Here is an 18,655-nt window from a genome sequence, read left to right on the forward strand (position 1 = left end):
CTGCTGGCGCGATAAGTCAATAATCTTGGGGATGATATGATGTTGATGGACGCTGTGGTAAAACAGCTTTACTTTTGGCTGAGTCGGTTTTTTCGGGTTATTTTCCAGTACCAATGCTAACTTACCTGTCGTCAGCCTGACCACGGTACCCGGGGGGTAAACGCCAATGCATTTAATAAACAGCTGCAACAACTCGGCATCCAGTTGTACAGGGGTCAGGTTGAGTAAATAGCGTGATGCTGCCAGCGGGCTCTGGTTGCTGTTAGCGGGGTTTGTCAGCTTCTCATATTGGTTGACAATCGCCAGCATCTGACTGCCTTTTGTTATCTGGTTGCCTTTAATCGGAGGGGAACCACTGCCATCGAGATAGGCACAATGCTGGCTGATCCACAACGATACCTGCCCGGCTAAATCCTTATTACGTTGCAGTGCTGCCAGACTGGTGCTGATGGCGGCATGATCGGGTTGACTCATTAATTCAGGTTTTAACGCTTTACCAATATCATGCAGTAAAGCGGCTGTTATCAATGTTTTAGTTCGATCGCCGGGTAGATTAATAAATTTGGCGAAAGCCGCCATATAAACCGCGCAATTGACACTATGCTGTAACAGGCTGTCACTTTGTTCTGCGATCCGCGTTAAACACAGTAACACGTCCTGATTACGACTGATGGAGTCAGACAGGCCGGCGCTGACCTCATGGACCAGCATCAGATCGATAGGTTGCTGGTTGCGGGTTGCTTCCAGAACTAACTGCTGCACCCGCTGGCTTTGGAGCAGGGCCTTTTCAGCACGGGGCCACTCATCAGCAAATAAATGCCTGACCGGCATGGCTTCCTGTTGTTCGCCAGGCGGCGCGGCTTTTTCCGCTGGCGGCGAGGGCGCGACAGGGGCACTGCTTAGAAATCTGGCGGGGTCGACCAGCACGGTCAGCACCCCTTTGGCCTGCAACTGAGAAATGGCCTGCTGGCTGCGGACCCAGCCGGCATGTTTAACGGTAATGTCACCACGCTGCTCTAATACTTCAACAACATAGCTGCCAGGTTGCAGCTCAGTGACAGAGACTTTTTGATATGCCATCCAATTGCCAGCTTTAACCTATGCCAAAAATGTAAATTGATAATACGCTAACCAACTTAACCGGATGTTAACGCTTCGACTAAAGGCGGTAATTCTGCGGCTAACTGAAGCGGTTTAATCCCAGATAAGCTGGTAGAGCTAAGCATAGCAAAAACTGACCATTTTGGTGTTTTAGTTTGTTATCGCCGGCCCGGTAGCCAGACTTGTTATTTTTGATAATTAGCAGTATATAATCGGCCCATTGGCTCCTTAGTCTGAATCTTTACTATGACCTTACCGTTGAAACCGAAAAGCCTGGATCGTATCGACCTGAATATTCTTGATACGCTGCAAAAAGAAGGGCGGATAGCAAATGTGGATCTGGCCAGAAAAGTTAATCTTAGCGCCAGCCCCTGTATCGATCGGGTGAAACGGCTTGAAAAAGATGGTTATATAGAAGGTTATGGCGCCAGGTTAAATGCTGCTATGCTGGGGTTTGGCACCACTGTTTTCATCGAGATCACTCTGGATAACACTACCAGCGCGGTGTTTGACCGGTTTAAAAATGAGGTCTTAAAAGTACCGCATGTGGTGGAATGTCATATGGTTGCTGGTGGTTTTGATTACCTGTTAAAACTGCGCTTGCCGAATATGGATGCATACCGGATTATTCTGGAGCAAATTGTTGATTTACCTGGTGTTGTTAAAAATCACACTTACGTGGTTATTGAACAGGTGAAACGGGATACCGGGCTGCCGCTCAAAGCCAACGACAGCCTGGGCTGATCTGACTGCTTACATCCAGCGCTCGCTGTCACGCCGTTTAGGCCAGAGGGACGGCAATACTAAACCAAAAATCAGGCCGATTAACAGGATGGCAGAACCAATGACCATCGGGTTTTGCCAGATACTGGTTTGGGTAGCCTGCAGTTGCCCTTTCAGTTGCTCGTAGGCGCGGTTGGCCTGAGCTAATTGCTCCAGCGCACTTTCGCGTTCGGCAATGGCACTGTTCAGCTGGCTGTTTAAATTATTGCGTTCTTCTTCAAGTTGCTGCAGCTGCAGCTGCTGGCTGTTAACGCGCTGATTAAGCGTGTCAAGCTGAGTTACCAGGCCCGGGGTGAAGCTGATGTATTCTTTGGGCAACCAACCCGTTTTATCTCCGTCGTATCTGATTTGAGCATAATCATTGTCTTCAGTTAAAAAAGTGATCTGCTGACCGGCATTAATGGTGCCGATAATCCGGTACTGGTTGCCCGGGCCTGAGTGCAGATAGACAAACAGCGCATCACTGATAAACGCCGGTTTTTCTTCCACTGACTGCTGGGCCAGTAACGGCCAGCTAAGCGACATCACCAGCAGGGGCAGGAAAAATATCCGGGAAACAGAGCTGCGAAATAATCTAAACATAGGTATCCTAATTCAATCTAATCAACGGTTACGCTGGTACAGGGGGTGATACAGTACCCCGGATGATAGGGAGTTGTCAGCCAGTTGACAAGTGTAAAAGTTAGCCGCAGCCTGAGACAGAGGATAGCCTGATATGAGTATAGAGCTGGAATTAAAATTTTTATTGGCGACGGCAGACAGCAATCAACTGCCCGGCTTGTTAGGGGCCTGTGGCACTATCACTGACAGCGGGCCGGCTGCGCTGCTAAATGCATACTACGATACGCCTGATAACTGGTTCCGCCGGCACAATATGGGGCTTCGTACCCGGCTGAAAAATGGCCGTTTTGAGCAAACGATTAAATTGGCAGGTCAGCACCATGGTGCATTACAGGCCAGGCCGGAGTTTAATGTCCCGGCTACCGATATCGTGCCGGAATTAGCCGCATTTCCGTCAGAAATCTGGCCTGCTGATACTGATGTTCAGGCTTTGCAGCAAAAGTTAACAGAAATATTTCGTACCGACTTTATTCGTCATAGCTGGCAGCTGGCCTGTGAAGACAGTGTACTGGAGGTGGTATATGACTGCGGAGAGGTAATTGCCGGCAGAAAAACAGAATTAATTGCCGAGCTGGAACTGGAGCTAGTAAGCGGTAACGTTAATCCGCTGTTTCATGTCGCCGACCAGCTTATCACTAAACTGCCACTGCGCACCGGATGGCTCAGTAAGGCGGCAAGAGGCTATTTGCTGGCAGATAAGCAGCAACTGAACATGCCGCTGGCACAACAGCAGGGATTAATGGCGAATCTGACAGCGCTGCAAACTGTGGAGGCGCTGTATTATCGCCAGTCTGCCGCTATACAGGCGCAAACTTCGCAATTGCCGTTAATGACCAGCGCAAGCCATTATCTGCAGGCGCTCAGTAAAGAGCTGACTGCGCTGCAATATCACAGTCACAGTGCACAGGCAGAGGCCTTAGCCGGTCAGCTGCAGCAAGGCGTTATCGTATTTGAGCAATCGCTTTACAATCATTTTCTGCTGGCGCTGACCATGCTGTTGGTTCAGCAAAATGGCGTAGCAACAGGCCAGGAGAAGTCATGAGCCAGCCACAGCAGTACTGGCAGCAGGTTTTTAGCCAGCTGAAGGGTTCCGGCTTACCTGATCCTGCACAGCAGCAGCTTATCCGCTTGCTGCAAGCCAGTTTATTTATTGGTCGCACGTTAGGCCAGCAACCTGAACTGATGACGTTATTGCTGGATAAAGCAGCCCTGAGCCAGCAGCTGACTGAGCACTGGCAGGATCCGCTGACCGGCGTTGAATTATCTGATGAGGCCGCTGTATTTAGCCGCTTACGCTGCTACCGCAATCGCGCCCTGACCATGTTACTGACCGCCGATATCTATCAGTTACAAACGACAGAGCAAGGCCTGGCCAGGGTGTCCAGTCTGGCAGACTGCCTGATAAACAGCGCCTATCGCTGGGCATACCAGGGGCAACAAGCACAAAATGGGACACCTTTTGACGAATATGATGAGGCGATGCCTATGCTGATTCTGGGCATGGGTAAGCTGGGAGGAAAAGAGCTGAATTTCTCATCAGATATCGATCTGATCTTTACGTATCCGGGTCATGGTGAAACCCGCGGCGGCCGCAGAGCTCTCGAGCATCAGCAATTTTTTACTAAAGTGGGCCAGAAGCTGATTGCTGCGTTACATCAGGTAACAGCCGATGGTTTCGTCTACCGGGTTGATATGCGGTTAAGGCCTTTTGGCGACAGTGGCCCGTTAGTGCTCAGCTTTGCCGCACTGGAAGATTACTACCAGGAGCAGGGCCGCGACTGGGAACGTTATGCGCTGCTCAAAGCCAGAGTGCTGAACCCCGAGCCAATCCATACCCCCGCGCTGCAAAAGTTATTAAAACCCTTTATTTACCGGCGCTATATTGATTTTTCTGCCATCGAGTCGTTGCGGCGAATGAAACAACTAATCGAGCAGGAAAACCGGCGGCGTAACCGGGTGGATAATATTAAGCTTGGCGCCGGTGGCATTCGTGAAGTTGAATTTGTGGTGCAAACCCTGCAGTTGATCCGCGGTGGCCGTATTCCTCAGTTACAGCAGCAAAGTTTACTGAAGGCCCTGGATGGCCTGGTACAGAATCAGATGCTAAGTGCCAGCCAGGCAGACGAGTTAAAAACCGATTATCTGCTGCTGCGCCGGGTAGAACAGGCGCTGCAGGGTATTGATGACAAGCAAACTCAGACGCTGCCCGCTGATACGCTTGGCAGATCACAGCTGCTGGCCTGCCTGAATATTGCCAGCTGGCCGGAGCTGCAGCAGTTGGTAGCCCGTGCCATGCAACGTATTCATCAGCAATTTAAGCTGGTTATTGACCACGAGGACAGCCCTGAGCAGCAAGAATTAGGCTTAGGACGACTGTTGTGGGGTAGTCAGTTACCCGCGGCAGAACTGGCTGAACAGCTGGACTGGCTTGAGCCTGAGGCGGCAGTTAATCTGATTGAGGACTTGCAGACGTTCCGGCAGGATTGCCAGAAGCGGAGTGTCGGCCCGCGCGGTCATGATTTTCTCAGTAAGCTAATGCCGATACTGCTGCATTTGTTACAAACTGAGCAGGCCGATAGTATTGTATTAAACCGGGTGCTTGGTGTATTCCGGCAAATAATGACCCGCACGGCTTATCTGGAGTTACTCTTTGAAAATCCGGCCGCTTTGCAGCAGCTGGTGTTGTTATGTACCCAGAGTGGCTGGTTGGCTGAGCAACTGGCCCGTTACCCGATGTTGCTGGATGAACTGATAGACCCGGAACAATTGTACCGGGTTGCTGATAAATCCGATTACCAGGATCGGTTGCGCCAGTATTTGCTGCGGGTGCCAGAGGATGATCTGGAGCTACTGATGGAGACCTTCCGCCAGTACAAACAGGCGCAGCAACTGCGAATAGCCGCCGCAGATATCAGTGGTGCTTTACCGTTGATGCAGGTCAGTGATCATTTAACCTGGCTGGCTGAAGTGATAATGGAGCAGTTAGTCACAGTGGCCTGGCAACAGACTACGGCACGTTATGGCTTGCCTGAAGGCGCCAGTGACAGTGACCGCGGTTTTGCCGTCGTTGCTTATGGCAAAATGGGTGGGCTGGAGCTGGGCTATGGTTCTGATCTTGATTTAGTTTTTTTGCACCGCTGCGACAGTCTGGCCAGTACCAGTGGTGATAAAGCCATCGATTCACGGCAGTTTTATCTGAAATTAGCACAGCGGATATTGCACCTGGCGACGACCCGGACTAACAGTGGGGTATTGTACGACATTGATACCCGGTTACGTCCTTCGGGCAGCTCGGGTTTACTGGCCATTCATATTGATACCTACTTTCAGTATCTGCGGGATGAAGCCTGGACCTGGGAACATCAGGCGCTGGTCAGGGCCCGCTTGATTATTGGCTCTGCACAAATGGCAGCGCGATTTGACAAAATCCGCGCTGATATTATTGAACTCAAGCGTGACCCTGAACAATTACGTCATGATGTCATTACTATGCGCCAGAAGCTGCGCAGCCACCATGGCAATGCTGAAGATGATGTCAAACACAGTGCCGGTGGCATTGTTGATCTGGAATTTATCAGCCAGTATCTGGTTCTGGCTCATGGCAGAGACTATCCTGCGCTGTATCAGTTTAGTGATAATATGCGGATCCTTGAGGCGGCCAGTGACGCGGGGCTTATCGCTGCAACGCAGGCAGCTGATTTGCAGCAAGCTTATCAGTTACTGCGTGGCTGGGGCCACCGGCAGACACTGGCACCTGCCAGGGTACCAACGGAAAGCCGGCTGGCAAATGCGCGGGCAGCGGTAGAACAGGTCTGGCAACAGTTATTTGCTGGTGAGCCGCAAAGTTAACTGCCGCTGATTGGCAGACAATGCTGCTTCAGATAGGGGGTTAGCCGGTCAGTAATCACTGCGGCCCGTTCATTGGGGCAAAAATAGGTTAACACCGGTTCGGCAAAATCGGGGGCAATCGCCTTCCCAACACTGTATACAGTGCCGAGCAAAGTGGTGTCAGTTTGGAAATACTGCTTGATCACATAATCGCGTGGCAGTGTCCAGTAAAGCTCAATACCCTCACGGCGGGCATAATGGCTCAGGGTGGTTTTTAAGGTTTCACCGGCCCTGAACCGCCGGTCAGTGACCAAACCCTGCCAGTTTGCAGCAGCAGGCTTAACCTCCCGGCCACGCTGCGCCAGATTGCGGCTAAGCTGGCCGCTGGTATCAGGCAGGGTAATGTGATAATCGCTCTGATAATTACTGCCCGCCTCATTACCACGAATTTTAGCGTAAAACTCACTGAAGCCCCGGGCTGCGGTATTGACTGTCTCAGTTTTAAAAATGACATCGGCTTTGGTCAGCAGCAGATACCCACCCGCGGCAAGTAACCCCAGAATAAGCAGCGTTCGTATCCAGTACCACATGGTTAACTGCCCTGGCTGGCGTTGCCAGACACAACAGGTTTATACAGCGATGGATCCTCAGGTGAAGGTCGGGTTTTAAACCGGCGGTGTAGCCACATATATTGCTCCGGATGATTCAGTACGGCCTGCTCAACCCATTGGTTGACCCGGGTCACATCGGCTTTATCATCCCCGCTTGGGAAATCTGCCAAAGCGGGGAGTACCTCAATCTGATAGCCCTGATAACCCGGCAAACGGTAAGTATAGACCGGGATCACCGCGCAGTTTGCGGCATTAGCGAACAACAGGGTGCCGGTCGTGGTCGCCGTCTCTGCCACAGCAAAAAAAGGCACAAATTCTGCGCGGTTACGGCCATAATCCTGATCGGGCAGGTAGAAGCACACTTCCTGCTGGTTCAGTGCCTGGATCAACCCTTTGACATCCCGTTTGCCTACCATGTATTTATTGGCACGGTTGCGGCCATGGTACTGCAGATAGTCCATTAACGGGTTATTGTGCGGCCGGTAAAAACCCACACTGGGATGAGTTAAGCCAAATACCCGGCAGGCGGCTTCTAAATGCAGAAAATGCGCCGCCAGCAGCAGTACCCCCTTGCCTTGCTTAAGCGCCGCTTCGATATGATGGTAGCCTTGAAAGTGGGCCAGTTTGCGCACCCGCCAGTTTGGCCACCACCAGCCAATTATGGTTTCAAATAAGGCTTTACCGGATTCAGCAAAATTGGCTTTTAAAAGTGCCTGCTGCTGTTCAGCCGGCATATCAGGGAAACACAACGCGATATTACGCGCTGCCACTTTGCGTCTGGAACCCATAAACTTATATAGCAGGGTCCCGACAGCACCGCCCATTAGCATCAATACCCGGTAGGGTAGCCAGCTTATCAGCCACATCAGGGCCACACCCAGCCATAATAGCCAGTATTGAGGCAGTAAAAAACGCCAGCTGAAACGGGGAGCATTAACCACTGTGGCTGTCTCAAAAGAAAATAATGCGGCTATTGTAACGAAAAAAACCAGCCAGAAAAGGCCAAACTGGTATGAGGTTCACCGCGGTTGCGGTGAACCTGGGCAGAGCTTACTCTGTTAACGCCTGATTTATTGCCATTAAGTCTTGTTCAGACAGGTTGCCAGCTGCCTGTTTCAGGGACAGAATCGCGATAACATAGTTATATCGGGCACCGGCCAGATTACGGCGTGCTTCAAACAAATTCCGGGTACTTTGCAGCACATCGACGATGGTCCGCGTGCCTACTTCAAAGCCCGCTTCTGTCGCATTTAACGCGCTTTCTGCTGAAACGACCGCCTGTTCCAAGGCCCGGATAGTGGCAATATTGGCATTGATATCGTTAAATGACACCCGCACCTGACGTACCGCAGTGCGATGGCTTTGCTCTAAATCCTGACTGGCGGCGACATAATTAGCGCGAGCTACCTCTGTTGCGGCTACCGTTGCCCCACCACTGTATAACGGTACCTGCAGATTTAAACCAATCCGGCTGCTATCAAGTCTGGGTAAATCCGTAGTCCGGGTGTTTCCGGCAAAGGTGTTTTCAGTTTCAGAGTCGCCGGTGCCGTAGCTGGCATCCAGGCTTAACGTCGGATAGTGACCTGCTTTGGCATTTTCAATATCGTTCTTGGCGACATCCAGTGCCAGTTTATTTGCCTTGATATTCAGATTCAGATCTTCGGCAATAGTCACCCAGGCATCGGCAGTCGCCGGAGACGGCTGCACGGTATCAAACTTAGTCGTATCCAGGCTCGCCAGTTCATTGTGATACTGGCCGGTAATTTCGCGCAGGCTCTCGCGGGCGGTTTCCAGCATGTTCTGGGCAGCAATTTCACGGGCCACTGCACTGTCAAACTGAGCTTGGGCTTCATGCACATCAGTAATAGCAGTTAAGCCTACCGCAAAGCGCTGTTTGGTTTGTTCCAGCTGGCGCTCAATGGCACGTTTTTCAGCACCGGCAAAGCCTAAATCGTCCACGGCCTTCAGCACATTAAAATAGGCTTGAGAAACCCGGACAATTAAGTCCTGCATTTCAGCATCCAGAATAGCCTGACTTTGCAATGCCAGTTTTTCGGCGGTATTCAGGTTTTTCCAGTTGGTCCAGTCAAATATTGATTGGGTCAGACTCACTTCAGCACTCCAGCCGGTGCGATCAGAGTCAACAATAATAATACCTTGTTCCAGAAACTCCGGGTTTTCAGACATCGTTTTGCTGTAGCCGGCTCCCAGATTTACCTGGGGTAACAACCGGGCTTTGGAGATATCAATCCGCTCTCTGGCGGCATTACGAACAGCCTCTGCCCGTAACAGTTGCGGATCTTTCTGGGTTGCCAACTGGTAAACGCTGGCCAAATTGTCGGCTAAGGCGCTAACGCTGAATACCGTTAGCGATGACAGAATTAAAGTACTTAAAAGGGTTTTTTTCATAATCACCAAGTCCTGGCTTAAAGGAAACTGCCCAAATGATAACCTGTTACGGTAAACTAAGTCAGGATTAAACCGTAAAGTTACCGTCAAGAGTGTAACAAAATGTGAGGGCAGACATGTCTGAAGTCAATAATACTGATTATCCATCATTTGCAGCACAGGATGTTGAGATAATCGATAAAAGCACGGTTTTTCAGGGTTTTTTCCGGGTTGAACGCTGTCAGTTGCGCCATAAATTGTACGGTGGTGGCTGGAGCAGCCCGATGCAGCGGGAAATTTTTGAGCGGGGACATGCGGTGGCTGTGTTACCGTATAACCCGCAAACCGACGAACTGGTGCTGGTTGAGCAATTCAGGGCCGGTGCCATGATCGGCAACCGCAGTCCTTGGTTGCTCGAAGCTATTGCCGGTATGATAGATAACAATCAGAGCAGCGAGCAAACCGCCCGGCGAGAGGCGCTGGAGGAAGCCGGACTTGAGCTTGATGAGCTTTGGCCTATGCTTAGTTATTTTTCGAGCCCCGGTGGCTGCACTGAACGGGTACAGTTGTATCTTGGCCGGTTAACCCGGCCAGTCATGGCCGGCATTTATGGTCTGACTGCTGAGCATGAGGATATCAAAGTCCGGTTATTAACCCGCACTACGGCCCTGCAATTGCTGGCAGCGGGTAAAATTGATAATGCGGCTACTGTGATTGCTTTGCAGTGGCTGAGTTTACATTTAACAGAGGTGCGACGCGCCTGGAGTCTTAATGTTGCTGACTAAACCGCGGCAATATCAACCGCAGTTACCAGATTTTCTAAGCTTGTGTGAGCGTAATTACGCCCGTCTGAGCCGCTTATTGCCGGCTGGTTTCAAGCCTGGCATACAGTGGCATATTGCGATTACTGCCCAGCACCGCTATCAATTGACGGTGCTTGAATGTGGCCCTTTTACCACCCGCCTGCAAATTGAATTGCTCAGCAGCAGTGAGTCAACTGGCAGCCACTATCTGAGCCCCGGTTTTGATGTCCAGCTTTACCATGACGCGCGTGTCGCGGAAGTAGTGCGGGTGGCCCGTTATCGCCGGTTTGCTGCGCGTTATCCCTATCCTAACCCGCAAATGATGCAGCCTGATGAAAAGCTTCAGATCAACCTGTTGCTGGCGGACTGGCTGAAACTTTGTGTCAGTCAGGGGTATAATGCGGCGCTGGAACTGAAGTAATGGCGGTATTGCAGTTAGCCGGAAAACCAGACTATCAGATAATCCAGCTAAGTGATTGCCACCTGCTGGCCGATATCGATGGCGAATACCAGGGAGTAAAACCCGGTCGTTATCTGCAGCAAGCCATTGCTGCCATCACTGCTCTGCGCTGCCCACCCGATGCCGTTATTCTCAGTGGTGATTTAAGCCAGGACCATAGTGCCGAATCTTATCAGCTGCTGGCTTATTTGCTGGCACCCTTGAGTTGTCCGGTGCTGGTGCTGCCGGGTAACCATGATGATTATGCCAAGCTTCGCTGGCTAACCCGTCAGCCACCGCTGGTTGATGCCACCAGCTTGCGGTTTGCTAACTGGCAATTGCTGTTGCTCGACACCAAAGGTGAGACACCGGCCGGCGATTTTGATGTGGCCCGCCGTGGTGAGCTGGCTGAGCGGTTCGCTGCCAGTAACGCTGAACATTTCTGGTTATTCAGCCATCATCATCCGCTGCCAGTTGGCAGTGCCATTGATAAACATGGCTGGCAGGATGCTGCGCCGTTCTGGCAGCTGCTGGCAACGGAGAGCAGGGTAAGAGGTCTGGCGCATGGCCATTGTCATCATGCTTACAGTAAAACACATCAGGGGGTACAGTTGGTGGGGTGTCCGGCCAGTTCAGTACAATTTTGTCAGCAGCATAGCTGGCAGACGCTGGATCAGGGCCCAATGTATTGTCAGTGGTACTTTGCCAGCGCCGGCCAGGTTAGCTGGCAATTTATCACCGTCAGCATCTGATTACAGAGTCAGGAGAAGACCCGTTTGACCCTTTATTATTTGCATGGCTTTGCCAGCTCATCGCAATCGGTTAAAGCAGTGCAGGCCCGCAGTTTTTTTGCGGCCCGCTACCCGTCCTGTTCCTTTATTGCCCCAGATTTAGCCTACACCCCGGCAGAAGCGATGGCCCAGTTAGTATCTTTGATGAACATCGCGCCGCCCAGTGCGATTATCGGCAGTTCGCTTGGTGGCTTCCTGGCAACCGTAATGGCAGAGCGCTATCACTGCCGGGCTTGCTTAATTAATCCTGCGGTGGCACCGCACGAGGTACTGGCAGATTTTCTGGGTGACTATTATCATCCGGTGCTAAAACGTCATTTTGCCGTGCAGCAACATCATATGGCGTTGCTGCAGCAATTAATGCCAGTGCGCCTGGCCCAGCCTGCAAACTATTTAGTGCTGTTGCAAAGCGGTGATGAAGTGTTAGATTACCGCAAAGCCGTAAGCTACTATCGTGGCGCCAGGCTGCAGGTGACAGAGGGGGGCGACCACAGTTTTATCGGGTTTGCCGATTATCTGCCGGCTATTGCTGAATTTTGCCAGTTAGCGCCACCTGCCAGCCCCGGCTCCCAATGACCAGACAGTGACAAAATAACTATGACAGAACAACTGTATAACGCCGAATCAATTGAAGTTTTAACCGGGCTTGAGCCGGTGCAGCGTCGTCCGGGCATGTATACCGACACCACCCGACCTAACCACCTTGCGCAGGAGGTTATTGATAACAGTGTGGATGAAGCGCTGGCGGGACATGCCGATTTAGTGCAGGTGATTTTACATGACGATCAGTCGCTGGAAGTGATTGATAATGGTCGTGGGATGCCGGTAGACATTCATCCGGAAGAAGGGGTATCCGGTGTTGAACTGATCATGTGCCGGCTGCATGCCGGTGGTAAGTTTTCCAATAAAAACTATCAGTTTTCAGGTGGTCTGCACGGCGTTGGTATCTCCGTTGTCAATGCCTTGTCAAGCCGGGTGGAGGTCAGTATCCGCCGGGACGGCAATCTGTACGACATTGCTTTTGAGCATGGCAATAAAGCATCGGAACTGGCCATAACCGGCACGGTCGGAAAGCGCAATACCGGGACCCGGGTTCGGTTCTGGCCCACTCCGAGCTATTTTGACTCGCCAAAATTTTCCGTCAGCCGTTTATTGCATGTATTAAAGGCCAAGGCTGTGTTGTGTCCGGGGTTAACGGTTAAATTTGATGACAAAGTAAACCAGCAACAATACAGCTGGTGTTATCAGGCCGGCATCAGGGATTATCTGGCCGAGGCCGTCCAAAATTATGTTGCCTTGCCGGAACACCCTTTTGTCGGGAATTTCAGTGGTTCACAGGAAGCGGTAGAGTGGGCGTTATTGTGGTTGCCGGAAGGGGGGGAGCTGGTTACTGAAAGTTATGTCAACTTAATACCGACCGCACAGGGGGGGACCCATGTCAATGGGCTGCGCCAGGGGTTACTGGAGGCATTACGTGAATTTTGTGAGTTTCGTACCTTATTGCCCCGCGGTATTAAGCTGTCGCCGGAAGATATCTGGGATCGCTGCAGCTATGTGTTAAGTGTGAAAATGCAGGACCCGCAGTTTGCCGGCCAGACCAAGGAGCGGTTGTCTTCCCGCCAGTGTGCTGCTTTTGTCTCTGGTATTGTCAAAGATGCCTTCAGCCTGTGGTTAAACGAGCATACTGATATTGCTCTGGCATTAGCTGATTTTTGTATTAACAATGCCCAGAAACGATTAAAAGCCGCCAAGAAAATTATCCGCAAAAAGGTCACGTCGGGTCCGGCGCTGCCTGGTAAGTTAACCGATTGCTCTGCCCAGGATTTAAATCAGACTGAGTTGTTTCTGGTTGAGGGTGATTCTGCGGGCGGCAGTGCTAAACAGGCCCGGGATCGGGAGTTTCAGGCGGTGATGCCACTGCGGGGTAAAATTTTAAATACCTGGGAAGTTGAGTCTGGTCAGATCCTGGCGTCACAGGAAGTGCATGATATCTCGGTCGCCATTGGTATTGATCCGGACAGTCAGGATTTAACCGGACTGCGTTATGGCAAAATCTGTATTCTGGCCGATGCTGACTCGGATGGATTACATATCGCTACCTTGTTGTGTGCGTTGTTTATGCGCCATTTCAGCAGTCTGGTGGCAGCGGGTCATGTTTATGTTGCCATGCCGCCGCTCTACCGGATTGATATAGGTAAAGATGTTTACTATGCGCTGGATGAAGATGAAAAGGCCGGGGTGCTGGACCGGATAGAAGCAGAGAAAAAGCGTGGCAAAGTAAATGTGCAACGCTTTAAAGGTTTGGGAGAAATGAACCCGTTACAGCTGCGTGAAACCACCATGGACCCTAACACCCGCCGCCTGGTGCAGTTGACTATTGATGATGTTGGCCAGACCATGGAGCTGATGGATATGTTACTGGCAAAAAAACGGGCTACCGACCGGCGGGACTGGCTGGAATTAAAAGGTGATCGGGCGCTTATCGCATAGTGCTGGCACGCCTGGCAGGATAAAAGAAAAAAGGATGTGAAACCGTTTTGAAAAGAATCTGTCGCAACTTATTGTTACTGGCATGCCTGAACATCAGCGCTGCGCTGCAGGCCGAGTCTGTTCCTGACTGGTTACTGGAGCTTGACCGGATGAAGCATCAGCAGCCTGAGCAGAGCCTGGCACGCCTGACAGAACGGCAAAGTGAATTTGCCAGTCAGCCAGATAGTGTAAAAGCATACTGGTTAAGACAGCAGGCAGCGCTTTTCAGTTCACTTGGCCGGCATCAGCAGCAGCAACAGGCCGCCAGAGAAGGGCTGAAGTTATTGCAGGATACTGAGTCGGCTCTGAAAGTGGAGTTATGGTATGAGCTGGGCTATGCCATGGAAATGCAGGTACAGTTGACAGAGGCTTTGCAGCACTATCAGCAGGGCACCGCGCTGGCTACCTTGCTCGATGATGAGAAGCTGATCCTCAGGGGCCTTATTAATCAGGCGGCTATTATCAGTGACCAAAATAATGATCAGCAGGCATTATCTTTATTAAAGGACGTCTATCAGCGTGCTGAGATGCTAAAGGACCCGGAAATTCTGGCTGAGGTCAATGCGCAGCTTGGTTTAATGTATTCTTCTCTGGCTTTTGAAGATGACGCGGTGGAGTTTTTGCTGCGGGCTCTGGGGCTTTATCAGCAGCTGGGCTGGGTAAAAAACGAAATTGCGGTGCTGTTTAATCTGGCGCGCACTTACAGTTATCAGACAAAATATCAGCTGGCATTGGATTATTTTAATCAGATGCTGCAGCGAAGCCTGGCAGCGAACGACAGCGTTAATTTATATCATGCCTATCTTGGACTGGCGATAACCAGTGCTGAAATGGGCCGTACCGAGGCCGCATTAGGGTATATTGAGAAAGCTGAACAATATCTTACTCATTTACAATCCAGTTATCATGTGCAGACGCACCATTATGAAAAAGCGCTAATTTATCGTGATTTAGAGCAAACCTCGCTGGCAATGCAACAGGTGATGCTGGCGGAGCAGGCAGCCCGGCAGCCGGCCGAGCAGGCCGACCATGTTGCGCTGGCTATTACCTTGCTAAGAGCTGAGCTGCTGGCCCAGCAAGACCAGTATCAAAAGGCATACCTGGCACTGCATGATTTTATTGAAGGGTTTCAAAAGCTGCGTAATAAAGAAAATGAATTAGCGCTGGAGCATATGCGACTGGAGTTTGATAGCGAAAGGCAGCAAGTGCGTACCAGTTTGCTCGAGGCGGAAAACGAATTGAAGGCGCTGCGCTTGCAGGAGGTGGAGCGCAAGCGTCAGATCCAAATGCTATGGCTGGCAATTCTGGGCGGGACAACCCTGATTTTGTTGGGCATTGTATTATGGCAGTTTTCGCGCCGCGCCAGTAAAACAACCAAAGTAAGTTCGGATTTACCGCTGTAAATCTGACAGGTAATCATTTTACTGCCATAAAGTCAGTTTAATAATAACAGGAACCGGCATGACAGAAACGGTGTTATCCCAGGACGGTGTAGAGCAGTTGCCGCTACGCCGCTTTACTGAAGAAGCTTATTTAAATTACTCAATGTACGTCATTATGGACCGGGCATTGCCGCACATAGGTGACGGCCTTAAACCGGTGCAGCGGCGGATTGTCTATGCGATGTCCGAGCTGGGGTTGTCGCATCTGGCCAAGTATAAAAAATCGGCCCGCACCGTCGGTGATGTGCTGGGTAAGTTTCATCCTCATGGCGACAGCGCCTGTTATGAAGCCATGGTATTGATGGCTCAGCCCTTTTCATATCGCTATCCATTGGTAGATGGCCAGGGCAACTGGGGGGCGCCGGATGATCCCAAGTCGTTTGCTGCCATGCGTTATACCGAAGCTAAATTATCGCGCTTCAGTGAGGTGTTGTTATCAGAGCTGGGTTCCGGCACCACCGACTGGCTGCCGAATTTCGATGGTACTCTGGAAGAGCCAAAAGTTTTACCGGCCCGTTTGCCGCATATTCTGCTTAATGGCATTACCGGTATTGCGGTGGGGATGGCAACCGATATTCCACCGCATAACGTTAGGGAAGTGGCCAATGCCTGTGCTGCCCTGCTTGATAACCCGCAAAGCACCATTGCGGATTTAATGCAGCATGTAAAAGGTCCGGATTACCCGACAGATGCTGAAATTATCAGTCCGGCCAGTGATATCGCTGCGATTTATCAAAGTGGCCGGGGCAGTATTAAAATGCGGGCGGTTTATCAGCTGGAAGATGGCGATATCGTATTAACTGCGTTACCACACCAGACGTCTGGTGCAAAAATTCTTGAACAGATTGCCAGCCAGATGCAAGCCAAAAAATTGCCGATGGTCAGTGATTTACGAGATGAGTCGGACCATGAAAACCCGACCCGTATCGTTATAGTGCCGCGTTCCAACCGGGTGGATATTGAGCAGCTGATGCAGCATCTGTTTGCCACAACTGATTTAGAGCGCAGCTACCGGGTTAATCTGAACATTCTTGGTATGGATCAGCGGCCAAGGGTGAAAAACCTGCTGGAAATTCTGACTGAATGGCTCAGCTTCCGGCGTGACACGGTACGCCGCCGCTTGCAACACCGGCTGGACAAAGTTCTCGACCGGTTGCATGTATTAGAAGGGTTATTAACCGCCTTTTTAAATATTGATGAAGTTATCCGGATTATCCGCACTTATGATGAACCAAAACCTGAACTGATTAAGGCGTTCTCACTCAGCGAACGCCAGGCAGAAGCCATTCTTGAATTAAAACTGCGCCACCTGGCCAAGTTAGAAGAGATGAAAATCCGCGGCGAGCAGGATGCATTAAGTAAAGAGCGCGATAAGCTGCAAAGCATTCTGGGCTCAGAAAAAAAACTGACCAAACTTATCCGCGACGAATTACTGGCTGATGCCGAAAAATATGGTGATGAGCGGCGCAGCCCGCTGGTTACCCGTGATGAGGCCAGGGCTTTAAGTGAGAAAGAATTACTGCCCAGCGAGCCGGTGACAGTGGTGTTATCGGAAAAAGGCTGGGTGCGCTGTGCTAAAGGCCATGACGTCGATGGCAATGCGCTGAGTTACAAAGCCGGCGATGCCTTTAAAGCCATGGCCAGTGGTCGCTCGAATCAGCAGGCAGTCTTTATTGATTCCAGTGGTCGCAGCTATGCCACAGAAGCGCATGAATTGCCCTCTGCCCGTGGTCAGGGAGAGCCACTAAGCGGCCGGTTTACTATTGTTGCCGGTGAAACGGTCGAGCATGTGCTGCTCGGCGATGAAAAACGTGCGCTGCTGCTGGCAAGTGATGCCGGCTACGGTTTTGTTGCCGAATATGCTGATCTACTCAGCCGTAACAAAGCGGGTAAAGCCGTGCTCAGCTTACCGGTAGGCGCAAAAGTGTTACCACCGTTGGTGATAAAACAGCCCGATACCGATTTGCTGCTGTGTATCTCGAATGAAGGACGGATGCTGGTGTTCCCGGTCAGCGAATTACCCAAGCTGAGTAAAGGCAAGGGCAATAAACTGATGTCGATTCCGTCTGCCCGCGCAGCCAGCAGGGAGGAATATATCTGTCAGCTGGCGGTTGTGCCGGCCGATGGCGGCGTTACGCTGGTAGCCGGTAAACGCAAACTTAGTCTGAAGACCACTGACCTTGAACACTACCGTGGAGAGCGTGGCAGAAGGGGCAATAAATTGCCTCGGGGCTTGCAGCGGATTGATGAAGTACTGCTACAGCAAGGCAGTGCAGAAAATCAGGCCACGGATGAAACGGCCAGTGATCAAACCAGCAGTGACCATTAAAGCCGCTATACTGTGCCCCTTTTATCCGGAAGGGGCCCGATAGTGATTGCGGTAGTTCGTTTATTATTACTGACCTTATTTTTTATTTTCAGCACTGTAGCAGGGTTACTTGTCTGTTTGTTCAGGCCCTTTCATCCTGATAATGTCGCTTTGTTTGCCCGCTGGTATGGTCACGTATCCTGGATCCTCGGTATCGAAGTTGAAGTGCGCCGTGATCCGGCCATTATCGCCGGTGAACCCTATGTATTTATTGCCAACCATCAGAATAATCTGGATTTATTTACCCTGAGCGGCACTGTGCTGCCACGCACGGTAACCATCGGTAAAAAGAGCCTGAAATATATCCCGTTTTTTGGCCAGTTATACTGGTTAAGCGGCAATATTATGATTGACCGTGACAATAAAAATAAAGCATTAAGTACTATGCTGGCTGCCGCAGAGCGTATTTCTCAACACAAAATTTCGGTCTGGATGTTTCCCGAAGGGACCCGCAGTTATGGCCGCGGATTGTTACCCTTTAAAATGGGTGCGTTCCATATCGCACTGGAAGCGGGTGTACCGTTGGTACCGGTAACGATGAGCAGTACTCACGGTCAGTTTAAATTTAACCGCTGGAATAACGGTAAAGTTATTGTCCGGTTTGCCGCGCCGGTGCCGCTTAACAAAGAGGATAATCTGCGCCAGTTTGCCAAAAATATCCGCTCGCAGATGGAACAACAGATCCGCCGGCTTGATGAAGAGCTCGGCAACGACTACACTGCGCGAAACAGCAAATCAGAAGAGTAATTTCATGGAAAACTGGCAGGAATTTACCGAAGACACCATAGGCGCGCTGCTGGAAGATGGCAGTGATCCGGATGCGCTTTACACCATTGAACACCATTTTTACGATAAAGACTTTAACAAGCTGGAAAAGCTGGCGGTAGAGTTATTTAAAATGGGCTATGAAGTCACCGACGCTGAAGAGGTCGAGTTTGAAGATGGCGCCAG

Annotated in this window: 17 protein-coding genes; 12 read left to right on the forward strand and 5 right to left on the reverse strand. The window is 50.9% G+C overall.

Annotated elements, in window-relative coordinates:
• Window positions 1-1,080, reverse strand: a 1,080-nt coding sequence (locus R3177_RS06125) for an HD-GYP domain-containing protein (protein WP_318970157.1), incomplete at its 3' end; no start/stop codon positions are given.
• A gap of 267 nt (window positions 1,081-1,347) precedes the next feature.
• Between R3177_RS06125 and R3177_RS06130 the strand changes: the two genes are divergently transcribed.
• Window positions 1,348-1,845, forward strand: a complete 498-nt coding sequence (locus R3177_RS06130) for a winged helix-turn-helix transcriptional regulator (protein ID WP_318970158.1) — start codon at window positions 1,348-1,350, stop codon at window positions 1,843-1,845.
• Window positions 1,846-1,854: 9 nt separating this feature from the next.
• Here the strand turns inward: R3177_RS06130 and R3177_RS06135 are convergent, their stop codons facing one another.
• Window positions 1,855-2,466, reverse strand: a complete 612-nt coding sequence (locus R3177_RS06135; protein WP_318970159.1) for a TIGR04211 family SH3 domain-containing protein — start codon at window positions 2,464-2,466, stop codon at window positions 1,855-1,857.
• A 133-nt stretch (window positions 2,467-2,599) separates the two neighbouring features.
• Between R3177_RS06135 and R3177_RS06140 the strand changes: the two genes are divergently transcribed.
• Both R3177_RS06140 and glnE read left to right on the forward strand, forming a co-directional pair.
• Window positions 2,600-3,547: a CYTH domain-containing protein gene (locus R3177_RS06140; protein WP_318970160.1), complete on the forward strand. Its 948-nt coding sequence runs from the start codon at window positions 2,600-2,602 to the stop codon at window positions 3,545-3,547.
• Window positions 3,544-6,354, forward strand: a complete 2,811-nt coding sequence (gene glnE, locus R3177_RS06145; protein ID WP_318970161.1) for a bifunctional [glutamate--ammonia ligase]-adenylyl-L-tyrosine phosphorylase/[glutamate--ammonia-ligase] adenylyltransferase — start codon at window positions 3,544-3,546, stop codon at window positions 6,352-6,354. Before R3177_RS06140 ends, glnE begins: the two co-directional genes overlap by 4 nt.
• On the opposite strand, the gene R3177_RS06150 is transcribed toward glnE, so the two are convergent.
• The 3 genes from R3177_RS06150 to tolC form a co-directional block, all read right to left on the reverse strand.
• Window positions 6,351-6,923 (reverse strand): TcpQ domain-containing protein, encoded by a 573-nt coding sequence (locus tag R3177_RS06150; RefSeq protein ID WP_318970162.1) that lies wholly within the window; start codon window positions 6,921-6,923, stop codon window positions 6,351-6,353. The two genes, glnE and R3177_RS06150, sit on opposite strands and share 4 nt — an antisense overlap.
• Before the next feature lie 2 nt (window positions 6,924-6,925).
• On the reverse strand, window positions 6,926-7,885 hold the full coding sequence (gene lpxL, locus R3177_RS06155; protein WP_318970163.1) for an LpxL/LpxP family Kdo(2)-lipid IV(A) lauroyl/palmitoleoyl acyltransferase: 960 nt from the start codon (window positions 7,883-7,885) through the stop codon (window positions 6,926-6,928).
• 109 nt (window positions 7,886-7,994) lie between these two features.
• The gene (gene tolC, locus R3177_RS06160) at window positions 7,995-9,353 is read right to left on the reverse strand and encodes an outer membrane channel protein TolC (RefSeq protein ID WP_318970164.1); all 1,359 of its coding nucleotides are present in this window, start codon (window positions 9,351-9,353) and stop codon (window positions 7,995-7,997) included.
• Window positions 9,354-9,469: 116 nt separating this feature from the next.
• Between tolC and R3177_RS06165 the strand changes: the two genes are divergently transcribed.
• From R3177_RS06165 to rraB, 9 genes are all read left to right on the forward strand, one after another.
• Window positions 9,470-10,117, forward strand: a complete 648-nt coding sequence (locus R3177_RS06165) for an NUDIX domain-containing protein (protein WP_318970165.1) — start codon at window positions 9,470-9,472, stop codon at window positions 10,115-10,117.
• Complete coding sequence (locus R3177_RS06170; protein ID WP_318970166.1) at window positions 10,104-10,556, forward strand: DUF1249 domain-containing protein; 453 nt, start codon at window positions 10,104-10,106, stop codon at window positions 10,554-10,556. Before R3177_RS06165 ends, R3177_RS06170 begins: the two co-directional genes overlap by 14 nt.
• On the forward strand, window positions 10,556-11,326 hold the full coding sequence (locus tag R3177_RS06175; protein ID WP_318970167.1) for a metallophosphoesterase: 771 nt from the start codon (window positions 10,556-10,558) through the stop codon (window positions 11,324-11,326). Before R3177_RS06170 ends, R3177_RS06175 begins: the two co-directional genes overlap by 1 nt.
• 24 nt (window positions 11,327-11,350) lie before the next feature.
• The gene (locus R3177_RS06180) at window positions 11,351-11,941 is read left to right on the forward strand and encodes a YqiA/YcfP family alpha/beta fold hydrolase (protein ID WP_318970168.1); all 591 of its coding nucleotides are present in this window, start codon (window positions 11,351-11,353) and stop codon (window positions 11,939-11,941) included.
• 21 nt (window positions 11,942-11,962) lie between these two features.
• The gene (gene parE / locus R3177_RS06185; RefSeq protein WP_318970169.1) at window positions 11,963-13,855 is read left to right on the forward strand and encodes a DNA topoisomerase IV subunit B; all 1,893 of its coding nucleotides are present in this window, start codon (window positions 11,963-11,965) and stop codon (window positions 13,853-13,855) included.
• A gap of 47 nt (window positions 13,856-13,902) precedes the next feature.
• A complete protein-coding gene (locus R3177_RS06190; RefSeq protein ID WP_318970170.1) occupies window positions 13,903-15,297 on the forward strand; it encodes a hypothetical protein in 1,395 nt (464 codons plus the stop codon).
• A gap of 58 nt (window positions 15,298-15,355) precedes the next feature.
• Complete coding sequence (gene parC, locus R3177_RS06195; protein ID WP_318970171.1) at window positions 15,356-17,665, forward strand: DNA topoisomerase IV subunit A; 2,310 nt, start codon at window positions 15,356-15,358, stop codon at window positions 17,663-17,665.
• A 42-nt stretch (window positions 17,666-17,707) separates the two neighbouring features.
• Window positions 17,708-18,451, forward strand: a complete 744-nt coding sequence (locus tag R3177_RS06200) for a 1-acylglycerol-3-phosphate O-acyltransferase (protein ID WP_318970172.1) — start codon at window positions 17,708-17,710, stop codon at window positions 18,449-18,451.
• Between the two features lie 4 nt (window positions 18,452-18,455).
• On the forward strand, window positions 18,456-18,655 hold a 200-nt coding region (rraB, locus tag R3177_RS06205), incomplete at its 3' end, for a ribonuclease E inhibitor RraB (RefSeq protein WP_318970173.1).

Origin of the sequence: Arsukibacterium sp. (assembly GCF_033722355.1) — a bacterium.
Lineage (GTDB): Bacteria > Pseudomonadota > Gammaproteobacteria > Enterobacterales > Alteromonadaceae > Alishewanella.